General features: G+C 65.7%; 17 protein-coding genes. 11 read left to right on the forward strand and 6 right to left on the reverse strand.

Translation table 11 applies throughout. The features are described 5' to 3' along the window. Positions 1-14 precede the first annotated feature (14 nt). The gene (locus ABNQ38_RS15365; RefSeq protein ID WP_377809167.1) at positions 15-431 is read right to left on the reverse strand and encodes an RcnB family protein; all 417 of its coding nucleotides are present in this window, start codon (positions 429-431) and stop codon (positions 15-17) included. Between the two features lie 175 nt (positions 432-606). Here ABNQ38_RS15365 and ABNQ38_RS15370 point away from each other — a divergent pair, with 175 nt between their 5' ends. After that, entirely contained in the window at positions 607-789 is a 183-nt protein-coding gene (locus ABNQ38_RS15370; RefSeq protein ID WP_098739607.1) for a hypothetical protein, read from the forward strand. 60 nt (positions 790-849) lie between these two features. On the opposite strand, the gene ABNQ38_RS15375 is transcribed toward ABNQ38_RS15370, so the two are convergent. Both ABNQ38_RS15375 and ABNQ38_RS15380 read right to left on the reverse strand, forming a co-directional pair. Next, the gene (locus ABNQ38_RS15375) at positions 850-1035 is read right to left on the reverse strand and encodes a hypothetical protein (RefSeq protein WP_146255415.1); all 186 of its coding nucleotides are present in this window, start codon (positions 1033-1035) and stop codon (positions 850-852) included. 379 nt (positions 1036-1414) lie between these two features. Further along, on the reverse strand, positions 1415-1831 hold the full coding sequence (locus ABNQ38_RS15380; RefSeq protein ID WP_377809168.1) for an ATP-binding protein: 417 nt from the start codon (positions 1829-1831) through the stop codon (positions 1415-1417). A 274-nt stretch (positions 1832-2105) separates the two neighbouring features. Between ABNQ38_RS15380 and ABNQ38_RS15385 the strand changes: the two genes are divergently transcribed. The 8 genes from ABNQ38_RS15385 (at position 2106) to ABNQ38_RS15420 (ending at position 11733) form a co-directional block, all read left to right on the forward strand. Continuing rightward, positions 2106-2891, forward strand: a complete 786-nt coding sequence (locus tag ABNQ38_RS15385; RefSeq protein WP_377809169.1) for a tetratricopeptide repeat protein — start codon at positions 2106-2108, stop codon at positions 2889-2891. A 157-nt stretch (positions 2892-3048) separates the two neighbouring features. Beyond that, entirely contained in the window at positions 3049-3363 is a 315-nt protein-coding gene (locus tag ABNQ38_RS15390; RefSeq protein WP_377809170.1) for a hypothetical protein, read from the forward strand. A gap of 383 nt (positions 3364-3746) precedes the next feature. After that, positions 3747-4085, forward strand: a complete 339-nt coding sequence (locus ABNQ38_RS15395; protein ID WP_098739610.1) for an STAS domain-containing protein — start codon at positions 3747-3749, stop codon at positions 4083-4085. Between the two features lie 71 nt (positions 4086-4156). Beyond that, positions 4157-4558 carry a response regulator gene (locus ABNQ38_RS15400; protein ID WP_098739611.1) on the forward strand — a complete coding sequence of 134 codons (402 nt, stop codon included), beginning with the start codon at positions 4157-4159 and terminating at the stop codon, positions 4556-4558. A 266-nt stretch (positions 4559-4824) separates the two neighbouring features. Continuing rightward, positions 4825-6399, forward strand: coding sequence for a BON domain-containing protein (locus tag ABNQ38_RS15405; protein ID WP_377809171.1), 1575 nt, complete (start codon positions 4825-4827; stop codon positions 6397-6399). Positions 6400-6640: 241 nt separating this feature from the next. Continuing rightward, a complete protein-coding gene (locus ABNQ38_RS15410; RefSeq protein WP_377809172.1) occupies positions 6641-7249 on the forward strand; it encodes a TetR/AcrR family transcriptional regulator in 609 nt (202 codons plus the stop codon). A gap of 42 nt (positions 7250-7291) precedes the next feature. Further along, the gene (locus ABNQ38_RS15415; protein ID WP_377809173.1) at positions 7292-8617 is read left to right on the forward strand and encodes an efflux RND transporter periplasmic adaptor subunit; all 1326 of its coding nucleotides are present in this window, start codon (positions 7292-7294) and stop codon (positions 8615-8617) included. Then, positions 8614-11733 carry an efflux RND transporter permease subunit gene (locus ABNQ38_RS15420; RefSeq protein WP_377809174.1) on the forward strand — a complete coding sequence of 1040 codons (3120 nt, stop codon included), beginning with the start codon at positions 8614-8616 and terminating at the stop codon, positions 11731-11733. The genes ABNQ38_RS15415 and ABNQ38_RS15420 overlap by 4 nt, the downstream gene beginning before the upstream one ends. A gap of 42 nt (positions 11734-11775) precedes the next feature. On the opposite strand, the gene ABNQ38_RS15425 is transcribed toward ABNQ38_RS15420, so the two are convergent. Beyond that, on the reverse strand, positions 11776-12240 hold the full coding sequence (locus ABNQ38_RS15425; protein WP_377809175.1) for a hypothetical protein: 465 nt from the start codon (positions 12238-12240) through the stop codon (positions 11776-11778). A gap of 333 nt (positions 12241-12573) precedes the next feature. On the opposite strand from ABNQ38_RS15425, the gene ABNQ38_RS15430 reads away from it, so the two are divergent. Both ABNQ38_RS15430 and ABNQ38_RS15435 read left to right on the forward strand, forming a co-directional pair. Continuing rightward, the gene (locus ABNQ38_RS15430) at positions 12574-14484 is read left to right on the forward strand and encodes a PAS-domain containing protein (RefSeq protein ID WP_377809176.1); all 1911 of its coding nucleotides are present in this window, start codon (positions 12574-12576) and stop codon (positions 14482-14484) included. Positions 14485-14916: 432 nt separating this feature from the next. Then, positions 14917-16440, forward strand: coding sequence for a diguanylate cyclase (locus ABNQ38_RS15435; protein WP_377809177.1), 1524 nt, complete (start codon positions 14917-14919; stop codon positions 16438-16440). 62 nt (positions 16441-16502) lie between these two features. Here ABNQ38_RS15435 and ABNQ38_RS15440 read toward each other — a convergent pair whose 3' ends face one another. Next, entirely contained in the window at positions 16503-18551 is a 2049-nt protein-coding gene (locus ABNQ38_RS15440) for an ATP-binding protein (RefSeq protein ID WP_377809178.1), read from the reverse strand. A 363-nt stretch (positions 18552-18914) separates the two neighbouring features. Next, a complete protein-coding gene (locus tag ABNQ38_RS15445) occupies positions 18915-20606 on the reverse strand; it encodes a methyl-accepting chemotaxis protein (RefSeq protein WP_377809179.1) in 1692 nt (563 codons plus the stop codon). Positions 20607-21034 lie beyond the last annotated feature (428 nt).

The raw sequence follows: 21034 nt of genomic DNA on the forward strand, positions 1-21034 counted from the left end.
GGCGAGAACTCCGGTCAGCGGAACAGGCCGGGCACGATCTCTACGACGATGCCGGTGCTGGAAACGACCAGCACGGCGTCATGATTGACGCGGACCCAGCGATGGCCCCGCGGCGGGCGGTGCAGGTGATAAGCGGCCGGGCGTGCGATCACGTGACGGGGCGCGCGCCACTCCTGCGGCAGACGCTCGCCGGCCCGCCAGCCATACGCCTTCGGCGGACCGGGACGTTGGTCCGGCTGACGGCCGGGGTGCTCGTACCGCGGGCTATGTTCGTACCCGCGGGGCGGCTGCGGCTGCGGGTACTGGTGGCCGGCCGGACGGTCGTCCGGGCCCGGCTGCCATCCCTGGGCCATTGCTGGCGTTCCGGTCGCCGCGGTTACGGCGAGGATAGCGGCGGCCACGGCGAGCAGGGTCTTTTTCATGCTGTCCATCCTATCGCGTCCGGTGCTCCCCGGTCTTGGCCGGGGGCGTCCATAGCGATCAGGATGACGGCCTATCGTTGCCGGCCTGTGTCCGGCGGTCATGGATTCGGTAACAGAGTGTATCCGGGACGAATGTCGGCAGCCGCCTGTTGTGATGGAACCATCCGACGGAAGGAGCGATTCCATGGCAGACCAGAAACCCGACAGCGGCAAGATCCTGTCCAACGAGCCCGACCGCGACATCGCCGACCCGCTCGAGGCGGCCAGGGAGGTATCCGACACCGGAAAGCCGATCACCCCCGACACCGAATCGGCCAAGCACATCGACCGTCCGGCGGAGAAGGGCAAGGCTGGAAAAACAAGCTGAGGGAACGAGGTGGCGGAGCGAAGACGGTTCCCTCTCCCATTCCGGGAGAGGGGCCTTCCGTTACCGCAGCTCCAGCCCCGCCTGCTTGAAGGCGCGGGTGAGCGCGTCGACGATGGCCGGGTCGACTTCACCCGTGCCGTAATCAAGGTTCATCACGGCGTACCACGGAACGCCAGCCTTGTTCGCCAGCATCCGTGTCGACCAGCCAAGGCGCAGCCGTGCCTCTTGGCACTGCGTCCCTGTCATGATGCGTCGACTCCACACGTTAGCGCCCGCCTTCCATGCTCCTGCCCCGATCCGCATCGGCTTACCCGAACGGCCGGCCCCGGCCGCAACCTGGGGCTATCCACAATAGTGCAAGAATTTGACCCCCTTGTCATGTGTCGGTTTGTTGCAGAGCGAAACGCTCTGCCTTGCCGGATTGTCATGGACAGCAACTCGCCTGCATTTGATGAAAAGCATGTAAGGTTCGCCGGTCCATCTGTATGACCCTGTCAACATTGGGGACTTGGCGTTCACGACGTCGCTTGGATCGGAGTTCGAGACGGACAAGGCTTCCATGAAGATTTTTTGAAGCGTGATTGTTCCGAGGCTGCCCTTCGCGGTTGCGCTCCACCGCCGACGGTCAGCCGATGCGCTTCGCGAGCAGGGTCAGGTTACATCCGCCTTCGCGCCGGTGGCTGGCGCGGTCCATCATTCTGCCGACCAGAAAGATGCCCAGCCCGCCAACCCGCCGGCTCTCCAGATCACCGCCGAGGTCGGGCAACGGGGCCTCGGCGAAGGGGTCGAAGGCGTCGCCATCGTCCTCCACCTCCGCCCGCAGCTCCAGCCCATCGGTTTCCAGCCGCACCCGGATGCCATGTCCGCCGGCACCGCCGTGGCCATGGGAGACGATGTTGGTGACGAGTTCGTCGAGGCAAAGCGTGAAGCGGAAGGCGAGGTCCGGGGGCAGCTGGTTGCGCGCGATGAAGCTCTCCACCGCGGCGGCCAGCCGGCCGAGTTCCGACAGTTCGCTGCGCAGGACCACCTCCAGGCGGTTCACCGCTTTTCATTCCATCCGCACTCGCCTCCCGCTCCCACTTTTTCCCCTATGCCTCCGGGTATCACGGGGGCGCGAAGGGATGGTCATTCTTAACCGATGGCGTCGGCGTGACAATTCCTCGACCGCCGGCTGGGGAGGTTGAACGGGCGGCGGCAGGGGGACAGACTCGGTCGAAGGGGTTCGGCCACAACGCTGCGGCGACCGGAATAAAGCCGGTTCGCGCGGTGTTGGTGGAACGGAACCCCGGGGGACAATCGACGAAGGTGCCGGCGCCATGTCCATGCTTGCCACGCCCATGCTTGCCACGCCCACGCTCTGGACCCGGATGAAGGCCGAACTGGGCGACAGCGACGCGCAATACCGGCTGGCGGAGGCCTTGCGGACGGCCGACGTTGCCGCTTCCGTTTCCTGGTATCGCCGGGCCGCCCGCCAGGGCCATGTCGCGGCGCAGACCATGCTGGCCTTCCTGCTCGCCAACGGCATCGGCGTACCGCCCGACCCGCGCCGGGCAGTGTCCTGGTATCGCCGTGCCGCCGCCAAGGGCGACGTCGGCGCGCAGAACAATCTGGGCTATATGCACGAGCATGGCGCCGGCGTGCCCTGCGATCCGGCCAAGGCGGCGCTGTGGTACCGGCTTGCCGCGCTCCAGCACTCCGCTCCCGCCCAGGTCAACCTCGCCCTGCTGCTGCTCGACGGCCGCGGCGTCGACCGTGACGAGACCGAAGCGGTGCGCTGGCTGCGTGCCGCTGCCGAACAGGGGCATCCTGCCGCGCAATACCGCCTTGGCCTGTGCCTGCGCGAGGGGGTCGGGGCCACCCGCGATCCGGCCGAAGCCGCCCTTTGGCTTCAGGCGGCGGCAGCGGCCGGCGACCGCGACGCGCTGGTGGCGCTGGCCGAACTGCGGCAAACCGTCCTCCCCGACCTGCGCCCGGACCTGTCCCTCGACTGGCCGGACGCCGCGGAGGATGAGGACGACGCGGCGCCATGGCGGCCGGAGCAGCGCCGCATGCAGGAAATCCCCTTGCAGAACGCCCATGCCGGCGCAATGCCGCCCGGCTGAGGCCACCCGGAAGGCGCCGGGCCTGATGTATTAGGAAAATCTGGGGAACCGCTTGCAAGCTCCGGCGGAATCGCGGTCGATCTGACGGGTTGCACCCTGCGAAGGGGGCCGGCCGGGGCGCAACGTCACCGGCACCATCCACGTCGCGCCCATCGCGGTGCAACTGGACACCATTCAGGCCTATCGCCCGCTCAGGCGGCTGGGCATCGTCTACAACCCGACCTTCTCGGCGACCGAACTGATCGTGCGCGCCGACAAGGCGATGCTGGCGCTGGCCAGCAGTGCCTACGGCATCGGCCGCCTTACCGCCTTCAAGGCGGCGCAGATTCTGATCGACCGGACCGATCCGGCGGACATTCCGGTCGAATCGCTGAAGCGCTTCTCCGTTATCATCGACATGGCCACCGTGCGGGTTCTTGAATATTGCTCGCCCATCGGCCTGCTGAACTTCGCCGAAATTATCGAGTCATGAGCGTCCCGCCTCCCGCAGCAGCCCCGCCATATGGAGCCATTCCCCTGGGTGGCGGTGCGGCGCGCGCGGTGGCCGCCGTCCGCCTGTTGGACCCGGACGACGGCGACCTGCTCGCCGGCTTCCGCATGCGGTTGGTGGGGAAGCTGGAAGACCCCGACCATTACCGCCTAGCCGTGGAGGCCGGGAGCTTCGTCGCCTACCGGCGACCGCGGGCCGGTCGCAGGCATCTTCCGCAAGACGGCGCTGGTCGCTTATGGCGCGCTGGGCCTGTCGATGGCCGAGAGGCGCGATGAGCGCGATTTCCGCCGCACTGCGAAGGCATCGTCGGCACTCCGCCGACATGCTATAACCGGAGGCCTGGAAGAATGTGGCTGGAGCCGGGTATGCACATTGCCGAGCGAACAGAGAATGGCGTCACGGTGCTGCACCCGGTCGGACGCATCGACAGCGGCAGCACAGGCGAATTCGAACGCGTTCTGATGTCCGCCATCGGCGATGAGGGCACACGGATCGTTGTCGATATGGCCCAGCTTGCCTACATCAGTTCGGCCGGGCTTCGGTCCCTGCTGGTCGCCGCCAAGGCGGCCCGGGCGAAGCGCGGTTCGATCGTCCTGTCCGCGATGGCGCCGAATATCCGCGAGATGTTCGATGTCAGCGGATTTTCGTCCCTGTTCCAGATCCATGCCGACGCGGCTGCGGCCGTCGCGGCAGTGGGTGGGTGAGGGGCACGCGTAGACTTCCGCCGGCCGCGGCCGGCTTTTCGATAAGGCGGTTCCCAAAAGGAGCCGGGTGCATGATGGGAAGTGCCAATCGCCCCAATATCCTGGTCGTCGAGGATTCGCCGGCCGTGCGGCTGTCCGTCGCCGGATATCTTGAGGGGCGCGGTTTCGACGTGACGGAGGCGGAGAATGGACGGGCGGCGATCCGCGCCCTCGATCGCCGCAGTTTCGACCTGATTGTCACCGACGTGCTGATGCCGGAGGTTGACGGGATCGAGCTGATCAAGGCCGCCCGCAGCACCCAGCCGGACGTGAAGATTCTCGCCATGTCCGGCGGCGCACCCAACATGCCGGCCGGCTATCTGCTGAAGATGACCCGTATGTTCAATGCGGATGAGATCATCTACAAGCCGTTCCTCAACGAGGAGTTGGGGGCCGCGGTTGCCCGTCTGCTCGACCAGTCGCTGCCAAATTAAGCAGATGGAAGTCTCTGCTCAATAAAAGGGCGCAAAAGAAAACGGCTTCGGTGCATGAAGCGCCGAAGCCGTAAGTGATGCGTGGAACCAACCGCGGTCCCCTTCGCAAGCCTCGTGCCAAGACTCCCCGTTTTCCCTGTCACCGGCCGCCGAATTTCCGGAACGCCGTTTGGCCGCCCCTGTTGTTCGGGACAGACGGGCGTGGCGAAGCCATGCGTGACGCCGTCCGCCCATTCAAGAATCCTGAAAAGAGGGAGCCGACCACGATGGCGCAGTACGAGAATCGGTGGCGAGGCGAGGGCCGCGACTGGCGCGACGAGGACCGTGAACCCAACCGGCACCGCGATTGGGGCGAGGGACCCAGCCGCACCGGTGTCTACGGCCAGGACCGGAGCCGTGAACAGGGAGGGGACTGGAGCCGGTCCCAGAGCGGGGACGACAGCAATCAACACGAGAGCATGTATCGCACCCAGGCCCATCGCCACCAGGACGATCAGGGCCGCGACTACCGCGATGCCGGCTATGGCGGGCGCGTCGGCAACGAATCGGGTGGCTACGGCCGCAATTCCTTTTCCGACGACAACCGCCGCGACAATTCCCGCGAGATGGAGCGGGTCTATGATCGCAGCTTTGGCGGCGGGCGTGACATGAACCGCGGCGGCTATGGTGCCGGCTATGGCGGCCGGTCGGGCTCCAGCGGTTATGGCGGCTATGCCGGTGCCGGCAATGCCGGAACCGAGGGCAACTACACCAGCCGCGATGTCGGCAGCGCCGACTACCGTGACCGGGATTATGGCGTCCGCCCTTATGGCGAAGGCGCCCAGGGCGTCCGTGGCCGCGGCTCGCTCGGCTATGGCGGCCGGGAGTATGGCGAGCGGAATTCAGGCGACCGCACCTATGAAAGCGGCGATTACCGCAACCGGAATTACGGTTCCCAACCCGGCGGTTACGGCGGCGGTTACGAATCAGGCCGCGACCGTGGCGATTGGAACCGCGGCGACTGGAGCCGGCGCGATTTCGGCGGAAGTTCCTCCACCAGCCAAGGCGCGGGCTACGGCCGTGACGATTATCGCGACCGTTCCTGGGGCGAGGACCGTGGCGCCATGTACCGCAGCCAGGAAGGCCGCGGCTATGGCGAGAACCGCGGCCGGGGCGAACAGCGCGGCTTCTGGGAGCAGGCCGGCGACGAAATCGCCTCCTGGTTCGGCGACGACGATGCGGAGCGCCGCCGTCACGAGGACCAGATGCGCGCCTCCCAGCATCGCGGCCGTGGCCCGCGCGGCTACAGCCGTTCCGATGAGCGTGTGCGCGAGGATGTCAGCGACCGGCTGACCGACGACGCCTACATCGACGCCTCCGACATCGAGGTGACGGTCAGCGGCGGCGAGGTGACGCTGACTGGCATGGTCCCCGACCGCAACACCAAGCGCCGGGCCGAGGATGTCGCCGAGTCCGTTTCCGGCGTGTCGCATGTGCAGAACAACCTGCGCGTCCGCGCGCAGACCGGAAGCCAGGGCGGTTCGAACTGGGGCAGTTCCACCGGTGCCGGCGCCTCGGCGATGGCGAGTGCGGGCGGCATCTCGACCACCGGTTCCTCTTCGTCGATAAGGGCCGACAACAGCGGTCTCCAGGGCTCTGACACCACCACCGCCGGTGCCGCCGGCCTTGGCGTCGGCACCGGCAGTAACACCGGGTCCAGCAGCCCGTCGGCCACCGGTACCGGTGCCGGTGCCAGCGGTGGCCCGGCCGCCGCGTCGGCGGGCACCGGTTCGATGGTTGGCTCGACGACCGGCGTGACTGGCTCGACCGGGATCGGCCGTTCCTCCAACACGCGGAGCTGACGTCCCGCTTCACCGCCTTAGATTGAATGGGCGCGATGCCCGGCCTCCCAGGTAATTCCCCCCTGGGCGGGTCGGGCTTCGCGCCTTTTTACGTTCTAAGGATCGTCAATCCACTCGATCCTGTCATGGAAAGGAAACAGTTCCCCCACATGACGCCGAATTCATTTTTATTGGAAACAGGTTCCTTGACACTCTAAGGATCTCGACTATCGTCAGTTTTTGAAACCCGTGAGTTCCATTCATGCCTCTTGATGCGGAAGAGATACCCGACTGGCGCGCTCGGCGGCGCGAGGTGATCCTCAACGCCGCGGCGGAGCTTTTCGCCGGCCGCGATTACGCCTCGGTCCAGGTGGAAGAGGTGGCGAAACGGGCCGGCGTGGGCAAGGCCACGCTCTATCGCTACTTCCCCTCCAAGGAAGAGCTGTATCTGGAATCGCTGGAACGCGCGCTGGGCGGGCTGGAGCACAAGCTGAACGCCGAACTGGCGCCGCAGCAGGTGCCGGCATCCGTCCGGCTGTCCGCCATGGTCTCGGCATTGGTCGACACCTTGAGCGAGCAGTTGCAGACGCTGAAGCTGCTGGGCGGCGACCAGTCCGATCTGGCCGACCGCACCCGCCGCATCCTGCGCCGCCGTAGCCAGCGCACCGCCACCGCGTTGCAGCAGGTGCTGGCCGACGGCATGGCGTCCGGCGAGTTCCGCAAGATCGACCTGGAGGTCGTGCCGCTGCTGATCATCGGCATGGTCCGCGGCGGCATCATGCAGCTGGGCGACCGCCCGCGCGAGGCGCTGGAGCGCTCCGTCATCGACATTCTGATGTCCGGCATCACCAACCTGCCCCCCTTTATCTAAGCCTGTGCCGGCCCCTGGCTCCGGCGTTTGGAGTCCCATCGGATGAGACGGTTTTTTCTGGTCCTGCTGCTGGCCGCTGTGATCGGCGGCGGCGGGTACTATTGGTATGCGACCCACAATGCCGGGGCGGATGGCAAGACGGCGGCGGCGGACGGCCAGAAGTCGCAATCCAAGGCTGCGGCGCCGGCCAGTGCCGGCCGGACGGTCCCCGTGGTGACCCAGACGGTCGCGGTTCAGGCCGTGCCCGAACAGATCGTCACCATCGGCAGTGTCCAGCCCATCGCCGCCATCGCCATCAAGGCCCGCGTCGACAGCGCGGTGGAAACGGTCAACTTCACCGAAGGGCAGGAGGTGAAGACCGGCGACACGCTCTTCACCCTCGACAGCCGGTCGCTCGACGCCCAGCTGCGTCAGGCCCAGGCCAATCTGGAGCGCGACCGCGCCAATCTGGAGAAAGCCAAGGGCGACGTGAAGCGCTATGCCGAGCTGGTGCGGACCAGCGCCATCTCCCGCACCACCTATGACGCCGCGGTCGCCACCGCCGACGCGCTTGAGGGTACGGTGAAGGCCGACCTCGCGGCGATCGAGGCGGCGAAGGTTTCGCTCAGCTTCACCCGCATTACCGCCCCGATGGACGGCCGCACCGGCACGGCGAACGCCAAGGTCGGCGCCATGGTCCGCGCCGCCGACACCAACCCGCTGGTCACCCTGACCCAGCTGCGCCCGATCAACGTCTCTTTCAACGTCCCGGAGAAGCATCTGCCGGCGATCCGCGCCGCGATGGCCAACGGCTCGCTTTCCGTGACCGCCACCATCGCCGGCGGCCACGGCGAGAAGGCGGAGGGCAAGCTGTCCTTCGTCGACAGCCAGGTCGACCAGCAGACCGGTACCATCCTGGTGAAGGGCGAGTTCCCGAACGCCGACACCCGCCTGTGGCCCGGCCAGTTCGTCGACACCGTCCTGACCCTGCGCGTCGAGCAGAACGCCCTGACCATTGCCGATCTTGCCGTGCAGACCGGCCAGAAGGGCCGCTTCGTCTATGTCGTCAAGGCCGACGAAACGGTGGAGGTTCGCCCTGTCACCGTCGAGCGCAACCATGGAGGCCTCAGCGTCGTCGCCTCCGGCCTGAAGGCGGGCGAGCGGGTGGTGGTCGATGGCCAGTCGCGCCTGTTCCCCGGCGCGAAGATCACCGAGAGGGCCGGCGGCAAGCCCGCCGCCCCAACCGGCTCCACCGGGGGCGGTGAGACCGCCGAGGGCGGGCGCCAGCAGGGCTCCGCCACCCAGGACGCCGCTGCCCGCAGCGCAGCGACCAATGGGGCGGCCAACGGTCAGTCCGCCGAGGGCAAGACCACCGGGGGTGCCACGTGAACCTCTCCGAACTCTGCATCCGCCGTCCGGTGATGACCATTCTCCTGACGGCGGCCTTGGTGCTGAGCGGTCTGGCGGCCTACCGCCAGCTGCCCACCGCGGCGCTGCCGCGGGTCGATTTCCCGGTGGTCAGTGTCACCGCCACCCTGCCGGGCGCCTCGCCGGAGACGATGGCGGCGTCGGTCGCCAGCCCGCTGGAGCGTGAGTTCTCGACCATCGCCGGCATCGACACCATCACGTCGAACAGCACGCTCGGCAACACCAGCATCACCATCCAATTCGTGCTGGAGCGCGACATCGACGCGGCTGCGGCCGACGTGCAGGCGGCTATCGCCCGTACCCAGCGCCGGCTGCCGGCGGAGATGACGACCCCGCCCAGCTACCGTAAGGTCAACCCGGCCGACCAGCCAATCCTGTTCCTGTCGCTGAACTCGCCGACCCTGCCGCTGGCGCAGCTGAACGACATCGCCGAAACGCTGATCCAGCCCAAGGTCGCGACCCTGCCGGGCGTCGCCCAGGTGCAGATCTACGGCTCGCAGAAATACGCGGTGCGGGTGCAGGTCAACCCCAACGCCCTGGCGCTGCGCGGCATCGGCATCGACGAGTTGCAGAAGGCGCTGGCCGCCGCCAACGCCAACACGCCGGTCGGCACCCTGACCGGCCAGCAGCAGCAGCTGGTCATCGCCGCCAACCCGCAGCTTCCCGATGCCGCCGCCTTCCGCCAACTGATCGTCGCCTACCGCAACAGCGCGCCTGTCCGCCTCGGCGACGTGGCGCAGGTGCTGGACAGCGTCGAGAACGACCGCACGGCCAGCTGGCTGAACGGCACCCGCAGCATCATGCTGGCGGTCCAGCGCCAGCCCGACGCCAACACCGTCGACGTGGTCGACCGCGTGCGCGAACTGGTCCCGGTCTTCCAGACCCAGCTTCCCGCCGCCGCCGCCATCCAGGTGGTCAACGACCGCTCCGAATCGATCCGGCAGGCGGTAGAGGACGTACAGTTCACGCTGGGCCTGACCATCGTGCTGGTCGTCATGGTGATCTTCCTGTTCCTGCGCCGGCTGTCGGCGACGCTGATCCCGGCGCTGGCCGTGCCGATCTCGCTGATCGCGACGGCCGGCGGCATGCATCTGCTGGGTTTCTCGGTCGACAACATCTCGCTGATGGCGCTGACGTTGGCGGTCGGCCTCGTGGTGGACGACGCCATCGTCATGATGGAGAACATCGTCCGCTACGTCGAAGAGGGGATGAAGCCTTTCGAGGCCGCCATCAAGGGCTCGCGCGAGATCGGCTTCACCATCCTGTCGATCACCCTGTCGCTGGTCGCGGTCTTCATCCCGATCCTGCTGATGGGCGGCGTGGTCGGGCGGCTGTTCCACGAGTTTGCCCTGGTCGTCACCATGTCCATCGGCGCCTCGGCCTTCGTGTCGCTGACGCTGACGCCGATGATGTGCTCGCGCTTCCTCACCCATGCCCATGACCAGAAGGAGGGCTGGTTCGGCCGCATGTTGGAGGGCGGTTTCTCAGCGGTGCTGAACGGCTATGCCCGCACGCTGCGCTGGACCCTTCGCCACCGCCCGCTGATGGGAATGGTGATGATCGGTACCGTCATCGGCACGGCGCTGCTCTATCAGGCGATCCCCAAGGGCTTCTTCCCGACCGAGGACATCGGCCAGATCCAGGTGACGACCGAAGCGCGGGCCGACATCGCTTTCCCGTCGATGGCGGAGCGGCAGCAGCAGGTCGCCGCCATCATGAAGGCCAACCCGGCGGTGGTCGACGTCATTTCCTCCGTCGGCGTCGGCGGCAGCACCGGCAACCAGGGCCGCATGTTCCTCACCCTGAAGCCGCGTGACGAACGTCCGTCGGCAACCGAGGTGATCCAGCAAATCCGCCGTCAGGTCAACGGCATCCCCGGTATGGCCGTCTTCATGCAGCCGGTGCAGAACCTGCGCATCGGCGGCCGTTCGTCCAAGAGCCTCTACCAGTACACCATCCAGGGCCTGGACCTGGACGAGCTGTACCAATGGTCCGGCCGGCTGGAGCAGACGCTGCGCGGCCTTCCCATTCTTCAGGACGTAACCAGCGACCTTCAGCTGAACAACCCGCAGGCCTACGTCCATATCGACCGCGAGAAGGCGGCCACGCTTGGCCTCGGCATCGATCAGGTGCGCTCGACCCTCTACAGTGCCTTCGGCCAGCGGCAGGTCTCGACCATCTACACCCCCAGCAACGACTATCAGGTGCTGATCGAGCTGGAGCCGAAATACCAGGGGGACGACAGCTCGCTGTCGCGCATCTATGTCCGCTCCACCACGACCGGCAAGCTGGTGCCGCTCGACGCCTTCGCGCGGGTGGAGCGCACCGCCGGCCCGCTGGCGGTCAACCACCAGGGCCAGCTTCCGGCCGTCACCCTGTCCTTCAACCTGGCGCCCGGCGCCTCGCTGGGGCAGGCGGTCGACCTGATCCGCGCGTCGGAGCGCGAGATGGGCCTGCCGCCGACCGTCACCACCGGTTTCGCCGGCACCGCCCAGGTGTTCCAGGATGCCCAGGCCGGTCAGGCGCTGCTGCTCTCCGCGGCGGTGCTGGTGATCTACATCGTGCTGGGCGTGCTGTACGAGAGCTTCATCCACCCGTTGACCATCCTGTCCGGCCTGCCGTCGGCGGCCATCGGCGCGCTGGCCACGCTGATGCTGTTCGACGTCGAACTCAGCGTCATCGCCATCATCGGCATCCTGATGCTGATCGGCATCGTGAAGAAGAACGCGATCATGATGATCGACTTCGCGGTGGACGCCCGGCGCAACGGCATGTCGGCGCGCGACGCCATCGAGCAGGCCTGCCTGCTGCGCTTCCGCCCGATCATCATGACGACGATGGCAGCGATCATGGGCACCCTGCCCATCGCCATCGCCCATGGCGCTGCGGCCGAACTGCGCCAGCCGCTGGGTCTCGCCGTGGTCGGCGGTCTGTGCGTGTCGCAGGTGCTGACGCTCTACATCACGCCGTCGCTCTACCTCTACATGGAGGATTTCGGCCACTTCATGAGCAACCTGTTCCGCAGCCGCAAGGCGGACATCCCCCATGGCCCGATGCCGGCGGGTGGCGACGACTGAGGGGCGCGTGGATTTCCCTCTCCCGCCTTGGGAGAGGGACGTTCACACCGCGATCTGCGTGACCATCGGCGTGTTCACCCCGGCATCGGCGCGGCGGTAGGCGTCGATGGCTTCGGACCAGGGTTCGATGGTCAGGCCGCTGCCCATAGCCTCCTGATGAATGCTCTGGGCGACATAGCCGGCGTTGGGCAGGGCGTTCAGTGGAACCGGGCCGCCATTGACCGGGCCGGCGTCCTCCGCCGCACCGCCGATGGCAAATCCACCGGACGAACCGGCAGCCGTCCGCGTCCGTGTTGTCGTCGACTCTCCGTCGGCGCGGCCGCTGCTCTGCAGCGCGTCGCCGGTCGCCTCGGTGCCTTCCTTGCCGCGCTTGCGTTCCTCATCACCAGGGACGCGGCGGATCGGCTGGACCGCCGAGGCATCGCTCGCCAGCATCTGACGCAGCTTCGCAAGGCCCGAGGTGGGCATTGCGCTGGTCGGTGCGGGAAGGGCGGCCAGTGCGGACAAGGGGCGGTTACCTCAAGGGAGCAGGAAAAGCGGGGTGAGCGGAATGCAGGACGGCACAGTATCGCTCATCGGACGATCTTGCACAAACCTGTCGCCACCCGAAACAGGCTAGTGCGGCAAAGGTTCCGAAATGCTTAAAATGTCCCACAAATGTCGCATTGTTGCGACGCCGTGGCGCAGACGAAAGCTCGGCAGGATGGGGCGCGGCTGTTACAGTGGGACGTTCGATTGTGGACACGCGTAACGAAGGATGGCGCGCCGACCTTGCCAGCCCGGGCCCCCGACCTCCCGACGAACCAATCCCCTGCGCCCGACGTTCCCGGACCGGAGCCCGTGAGCGGCGACGATCTTGCCATGCTGGCGCTGGAACAGATGGACCAGGGCGTGATGCTGGTCGATGCCGACCTCAGGGTCCACGTGATCAACCCCCGGCTCTACGAGATGTTCGACGTGCCGATGGGCTATATGCCCGGCGACGACTATGCCCGCATGGTCCATTACCTCGCCCGCCGTGGCGAGTATGGTCCGGGCGACCCCGATGTCCTCGCGGCCGGTCATCTGGAACGGACGCGCCGGGCCGATCCGCCGCTCTATGAGCATCGCCGCCCCGACGGACGCGTGCTGGAGGTGCGGACCCGCCGCACCTCTGCCGGCGGGTTCGTTCGCACCTACTCCGACGTGACCGAGCGCCGCCGGGCAGAGGACGACCTTGCGACGCAGCGCCACATGCTGCGCCTGACACTGGAGAATATGGGGCAAGGCATCGTTCTGCTGGACCGCGACCTGCGCTACATCGCCTGGAACCGCCATGCGCTGGACATCCTCGGCGTGTCGGAGGAGGTGATGTGCAGCAAGCCGGCTCTGCCCGACATCGTGCGCCACCAGATCTCCACAGGTCTGGTCTCCATGCCGGCGGGAGCCCCCGATTTCGGCGACGATCTGGATGCCAAGACCAAGTATCTGATGGACCGCCTGGGCCGGCCGGAGCGGGAGTTCGTCTATGCCCGCCCCCAGGGCGACGGGCGCTTCATCGAGGTGCGGGTGGTACCGCTGCCGGACGGCGGACAGGTGCGGACCTTTACCGACATCACCGACCGTGTCATCGCCGACGAGGCGCTGCGTCAGAGCCGCGAAATCCTGACCGGGGTGATCGACGCCATCCCGGCGCTGATCGACGTGAAGGACCGCGACGGCACGGTGCGGCTGACCAACCGCTTCTACCGCGAAACCTACGGTCCTGCCGCTGCCCCGCCGCCCGGTCCCGCGACCGACCGTGCCACGGCGCTCGACCGGCTGGTGGTGGACAGCAGTCGGGGCGTTCCTTTCCACGAGGACCGCGCGCCCGACGGCGACGGCGCGATGCGCGATTGGCTGACCACCAAGATGCCGCTGACCGACGAGGGGGGCGAGGTCACCCACATCGTCACCGTGGCGCTGGACATCACCGCGCGCAAGCGGGCGGAGGCCGAACTGCGTGATGCCCAGGCCAGCCTGATCCAGGCGGAGAAGCTGTCTTCTCTGGCCCAGCTGGTCGCCGGCGTCGCGCATGAGGTGAACACCCCCATCGGTGTCACCCTGACCGCCATTTCCCATCTGGGCGAGGAGGTCGGCCGCATCCGCGCCCTGTTCGAGGCGAACCGCATCCGCCGCAGCGATCTCCAGGACTTCCTGGACGTCGCCTGGGAATCGACGCGGATGATCCTGTCGAACGTCGAGCGCGCCACCGGCCTGATCCAGAGCTTCAAGCAGGTCGCTTCCGATCAGGCGAGCGGCGAGCGCCGCCCCTTCGACCTCGCCGCCTATGTCGACGAGGTGCTGCTGAGCCTGCGCCCCCGCCTGCGCCGCACCCGGGTGAGGGTCGATCTCGACATCCCTGCCGGTTTGATCGTCGACGGCTATCCCGGGTCCTTCGCGCAGGTGCTGTCCAACCTGATCATCAATGCCCTGGTCCATGCCTATGACGAGGGTGAGGTCGGCCGCATTCTGCTTTCCGCCCGCGAGCAGCCGGCCGGCTGGATCGAGATGCACTATGCCGATGACGGCAAGGGCATTCCTGCCGACATCCGTTCCCGCATTTTCGAACCCTTCTTCACCACCAAGCGCGGCATGGGCGCCAGCGGTCTGGGCCTCAGCATCTGCGCCAACATCATGACTGGCACGATGCGCGGCAGCATCGCGCTGGAGGATGGTGCGGGGAGGGGCACGCGGTTCGTGCTGCGCTTTCCAGTCCGTCTCGAAGGGTGACGGCTGCGGTCTGACGCGGCCGGCGCTGCCGCACAGGCAACGGCCGGGGACGGTTTGCAACCTCCTTTGATTGTACATCTCTCGGCCGGCCCGCGCTGAATTGACGGGGTTTTCCTCAATCATCCCGGTGGCATGAGCGTATTTCGATACGATATTGCAAAGCATAGAAACTCATTTTCTTTGCGTGAGATTCTAAGCAATCAGACGGCGGCAATTTTTATATGTGAATCTGAGAAAAAATTACAGACTATGAAAACAATTCGTGCATTAAGGCTCTGATTAAAGGCGGGATTTCACATACCGATAGACTCGCCTCGATTATCGACAGTCTTATCGTTTAACAGTTTTTTCCGAATCTCTCTGGTAAATTTTAAGGATTCGAAAGCCGTGCAGAGAGGCCGTCATCATCGAAACGTTTGGCTTGGCGCCCTCATGACGACCTTCGTCATCTCCACCGTGGTGCTTTGGGCTTTCGTCTTTCACAACATCAGCACCTATCGCGATCTGGATCGGCAGGTTGCTGAAACCAATGCTCAGATGATGGCGAAGGCTTATCATGAATACCTGATACGAACAATTCGTCAGATCGATCAGGCCGCTCAATTGATGAGGAACGAATATACAAGGAAAAGGGAAAATATTTCATCAACATCACAGGAATTATTCTCCGTTCTTAGTCCAGATCTTCTGTTTCAGGTGGCTGTAATCGGTCGTAATGGCCGACTTTCGTTCTCTAATCTACAAGAAGTTGCCGACAATATCGATCTCTCGGATCGGGAGCATTTCCGTGTCCATCGGGAGCGGGAAGACGATTTCCTGTTCATCAGCAAGCCTCTGCTTGGCCGCGTGTCGCAGAAATGGTCGATCCAGTTCACCCGCAAAATCTTCAACGACCGGGGCGAGTTCGACGGGGTGATCGTTCTGTCGATCGACCCCTACTATCTTGGGCGTTTTTCGGAGTCGGTTTCCCTGGCCGGAAAGGACGTGATCGCGCTTCTGCGTCAGGATCGGACATTGCTGTCCCGGGTTCTTGGTGGAAACTACGACGAACAATATCTTGGAAAGGTTGTCGAGCCGCGACCTTACATGGAACCGCATGCCCCCAACTCCGGGGTGTTCGAGGTGACCAGTTACATCGACGGCGTCCACCGGATAGTCGGCTATCAGAAATTGCAGCAGTACGGCCTGTTCGTCGTGGCCATGGTGGATCACGAGACGGCATTCACCCGTTCCAGTTCCGCGGCGCTGCTGGGGTATCTGATCGGCGTGAGCGGAACGGTCCTGCTGACGCTTGCCGCGTTGGCAACCCGCGTTGCGATCTGGACGGTCTTCCGCGAATACGTGACCGTCAAGACGATGAACGCCGAACTCAAGGCTGCGCATGAGGAACTGGCGGATGCCCATCGCGCATTGAAGCGGCGGGAGGAGGAACTGGTCATTCTGGCCGAAACCGATCCATTGTGCCGGATCCCGAATCGCCGGCGTTTCATTTCGGTGGCGGAGACCGAACTTGCGCGCCACCGCCGCCACCGGCGCGACTTCAGCATCGTCGTCCTGGATATCGACCATTTCAAGGTGGTCAATGACACCCACGGCCACAATGCAGGCGACGCCGTTCTGGTCGGCGTCACCCGCGTGATCCGCAAGCGCTTGCGGGAAACCGATACCTTTGCCCGCATCGGCGGCGAAGAGTTCGCCATTGTCCTGCCGGAAACCGACGGAAGGGGGGCGTTCGCGGTCGCGGAAAGTCTGCGGCAGGCCGTTGCGGACACCTTGATCGATCTCGATGCCGGCCGTTCGGTGACCGTGACGGTCAGCATCGGCATCGCCTGCCTGGACGAACGCCACAGGTCGGTCAGTGACATTCTGAACCGGGCCGACAAGGCGCTCTACAGTGCCAAGGGCAACGGCCGCAACCGGACGGTCCAGGGCGAAGAGTGCGGCCTGCGGATCTGACCGGCCATTCAAATCTGGCCATCCAAATCTTGCCGTCCAAACCCTGTTGTCCGAACCGCTCTTCACCCCGCGATCAGTTCCCTGATCCTTGAGGCCAGCACATCCATGGCGAAGGGCTTGGTCAGCACCGACATGCCGGGTTCGAGCTGGCCATTGTTCAGCAGCGCGTTCTCGGCGAAACCGGTGATGAACAGTGTCTTCAGCTTCGGACGGCCGACGCGGGCGAGATCGATCATCTGGCGGCCGTTCATGCCGCCGGGCAGGCCGACGTCGGTCACCACCAGATCGATGCGCGCGTCGGATTGCAGAACCCGCAGGCCGGCGGCGGCGTCCGCCGCCTCGATTGCCGCATAACCCAGGTCGCTCAGCAGATCCATCACCATCAGGCGCAGGCTCGGCTCGTCGTCCACCACCAGAACGGTCTCGCCCACGCGCGCCGGCAGGGTCGCGGCCGGCTCGTCGCGAACTTCCTCCTCCTCCGCCTCACCGCGGTGGCGGGGCAGATACAGGCACACCATGGTGCCTTCGCCGACCTCCGAGTAAATCTTCACATGCCCGCCCGACTGCTTGGCGAAGCCATAGATCATCGACAGACCCAGCCCGGTCCCCTGGCCGATGGGCTTGGTGGTGAAGAAGGGGTCGAAGGCCTTCTCGATCACGTCCGGCGTCATGCCGGTGCCGTTGTCCGACACGCAGAGCGAGACATACTGGCCGGGCTGCATGTCCTGCTGCCGCGCCCCTTCATGGTCGATCCAGCGGTTGCCGGTCTCGATGGTGATCCGGCCGCCCTTCGGCATGGCGTCGCGCGCGTTGATGCAGAGGTTCAGCAGCGAGTTTTCCAGCTGCGAGGGATCGACACTCGTCGCCCACAGCCCGGACATGCCGACCATCTCCACCTGGATGCCCGGTCCCACTGTGCGCTGGACCAGTTCCAGCATGCCGCCGACCAGCCGGTTCATGTTGACCGCCTTCGGTGCCAGAGTCTGCTGGCGGGAGAAAGCGAGCAGCCGGTGGGTCAGCGCCGCCGCACGCCGCACCGCGCCCTGGGCGGCGATGATGAACTTGTCCAGCTCGTTGACGCGGCCCTGGTCGATGCGGGCGGCGATGCGTTCCAGGGCGCCCGAGATGCCTGCCAGCAGGTTGTTGAAGTCGTGTGCCAGCCCGCCAGTGAGCTGCCCGACCGCTTCCATCTTCTGCGACTGGCGCAGTTGCTCCTCGGCGCGCATCAGTTCGGCGGTGCGTTCGGCGACGCGCTGTTCCAGCGTTTCGTTCAGCGCGCGCAGAGCCGCCGCCGCCCGGTCGCGCTCGGCCTCCACCGCGCGGCGTTCCTGAACGTCCATCAGCACGCCGGGGAAGCTCAGCGCCTTGCCATCCGGCCCAAGCTCGACCCGTCCGTTCGCCTCGATCCAATAGTAATTCCCGTCCGCCCGCTTCACCCGGTACTGGTGGGCATAGGCGCCGCCGCGGGCGAGGGCGTTCTCCACCGCGATGACCACCCCCGGCTTGTCGTCGGGATGGACGTTGACGATCACCTGCTCCAGGCTCAGCCCGTCGCGGCCCAGCGACGGATCGAGGCCGAAGGCATCGGCGAAGGGCTTGTCGACGGTGAAGCGGTTGCCGGGGACTTCCCAAATCCAGGTGCCGATGATGGCGCCCGCCGCCAGGGCCAGCTGGACGCGCTGCACATTCTCCCGTGCCAGCGCTTCGCTGACGCGCAGGGCTTCCTCGGCGCGGCGCCGCGCGGTGATGTCGCGGAACAGGACGGAGACCTGGCGCAGGCTGGCCGGCTCCACCCTTGCCGCCGATACCTCGATATAGCGCTCCACCAGTGCAAAATGGCGCTCGAATCGGATCGGCTCGCCGGTGCGCAGGACATTGCCGTACAGCTCGATCCAGCCATCCGCCTCGGCCGGCGCCAGATCGCGCACCGCCATGCCGACGATGTTGCGGATGCCGGTCTGGCGTTCGTACCCGTCGTTGGCCTCGATGTGGATGTAATCGGTAAGGGTGCCGTCGGCATCCTCGCTGAACTCGATGATGCAGAATCCGTCGTCGAGAGCGTTAAACAGAGCGCGATAACGGTCCTCGCTCCGGTCCGACTCATCGGACATCAACCGCTGTTCCGCCACCCAACTCTCCCTCATCCGCCCGGACCCGCAAGATCCGACGCCCTGTTCTATCGGCCGGCAGGCGCTCAAGAGCAATTCGACGTAATAAATATGCGAAAAGGATAATCTTCCGGCAGAGTATGTGTTGGGACAGACGTCCGATGCAACGGCGCAGTCCTGGGAAAAAGCTACGCAGGGATTTGCAACCGCAGAGGTGCGCGGCGGCCGCTCCGAATGTTCCATTTATCGAAGCGGAAGGGCAGCCGAAGCTGCCCTTTTTTCCAAGCCAGTGTGTTGGCGTTTTCCCTCACCGCTCCTATCGGCGGCGGAGGATACGGTCGGAATCACCCGTCTTCCGCAAAGTCCTTACGCCGCGCGGATACCGGCCAGGAAGCGTTCGACCTCGATCTTCATCTGTTCGGACTGCCGCGACAGTTCCCCTGCGGCTCCCAGCACCTGGGTCGCCGCGCTGCCGGTCTGGGTGGCGCCCTGGCTGACCTCGGCGATGTTCGCCGTCACCACTTCGGTTCCCCGCGCCGCTTCTTGGACGTTGCGGGCGATCTCGCCGGTGGCGGCCCCCTGCTCCTCGATGGCCGACGCGATGGAAGTGGCGATCTCGTTGATCGCGGTGATGGTGCCGCCAATCCCGGTGATGGCGTTCGCGGCTTCGCCGGTCGCCTGCTGCATCGCCTGGATCTGGCCGGCGATCTCCTCCGTCGCCTTGGCGGTCTGGGTGGCAAGGTTCTTCACCTCGCTGGCCACCACGGCGAAACCCTTGCCGGCCTCACCGGCGCGGGCCGCCTCGATGGTGGCGTTCAGCGCCAGAAGGTTGGTCTGGCTGGCAATGTCGGTGATCAGCTTCACCACGTCGCCGATGCGCTGGGCGGCTTCGACCAGCCCCTGGACCTGCCGGTTGGTCGCCTGCGCCTCGCCGACCGCCTGGGCGGCGATGGTGGTGGAGCGCGAGACCTGGGCGCTGATCTCCGAGATCGACGCCGTCAGCTCGTCGGTCGCCGACGCCACCGTCTGCACGTTGACCGAGGCCTGTTCCGCCGCCGCCGCCGTGCTGGCGGCCTGGCTGTTAGTCTGTTCGGCGGTGTGCGACATGCTCTGCGCGGTGGCGTCCAGTTCGGTGGCGGCGGCGCTGACGGTGCGCAGGATGCCCGACATGCTGCTGTCGAAGCCGGCGACCAGCCTTTCCACCGCGGCGGTGCGCCGCTCCTTGTCCAGCCGCTCCGCCTCCTCGGCCGCCGCCATTCGGGCACGGTCCAGCGCGTTCTGGCGGAAGACCTCGACCGCGCGGGCCATGCCGCCGATCTCGTCGCCGCGGTCCTTGCCCGTAACCTCGACCGACAGGTCGCCATCCGCGAGGCGGGACATCGTTCCGGTGATGCCGGTGATGGGTTTGACGATGCCGGAGCGCGACACGGCGACGCTGACCACGACCGCCATGCCGATGCCGCCGATGCCGACCACCAGCATCAGGGTGATCATGTGGGTGCTGAAGGCGTCGAGTTCGTCGTTCGCCTGCTGGATGCTGTCCATGTTCCGCTGTGCCGCCGCCTCCAGGGACTTGCCCAGCGCGATGCGCCCGGCCCGGCTTTCCGGTGTGTCGCCGTGTTTCTGCGCCGCTTCCGGAGAGGCCTCGACGCCGAGCCGGGCGACTTCGTTGCGGACGGCGATGAATTCGTTGGCGGTGGCCATCATCTTCTGGAAGTCGGCCTTGCGGTCTGGCGTCAGCAGGCGTTCCCACTCCGCCATCCGCTTGCCGATCGACGCCGTCGACTCCCTGATCCCGTTGCTGAACAGCTGTGCGTCGTCCTTCGACTTGGCGGCATAGAGGCCGCGGCTGTCCATCACCGTCTTGTAGATCAGGCTGCTGACCTGTTCGGCGAGCAGCGCCCGCTGCGAGCGGACCTGGATGTCGTCGACCCTGCCGCCGAAGGTCTGGATCGCGGCGAAGCCGATGATGCCGATCACCGACGCGATCAACGCCATCAGGATGACGATGGCGGAGATTTTGCTGCTGATGCTGATGCGGGTTAGCAGGGTGCCCATGGGCCGGCTCATCTTTGGCAGGGGGGATATTCCCATCATCATACGGCCGTATGCGTATGACCCCGTCAAGCCAAGTTGCAGCGAATTCAGTCTGCATTCGCCTTGCGGCACCGAATTCCGTCCAGAAATTTGGGGACTATTTAACGATTGCGCCACAATTCGTCACTTGTCTGCGGTGTTTGTGACGTCTCTGAAATGGGTTTGCTGCGCTGCTCGCGGAGTTAAGGTGAACAAAATCCGTCGTCTTCGCTATGAGACTTTGGTTCCTGTTCATGGGGTAATGGAAAAGCCACTGCCCGGATAAACCGATGCCGTCGGTTTCTCTGAGTGTGTCTTGCTTCCAAGCCGACTAATGGCATGCGATCCATCAGCCCCATCGGCTCCCATGGCCTTGGACAGAGTCGGCGCGCCCTTCCCGCGCTTGGGAA

The sequence above is a fragment of the Azospirillum sp. A29 genome (assembly GCF_042604625.1).
In the GTDB taxonomy this organism is placed as follows: Bacteria; Pseudomonadota; Alphaproteobacteria; order Azospirillales; family Azospirillaceae; genus Azospirillum; species Azospirillum palustre.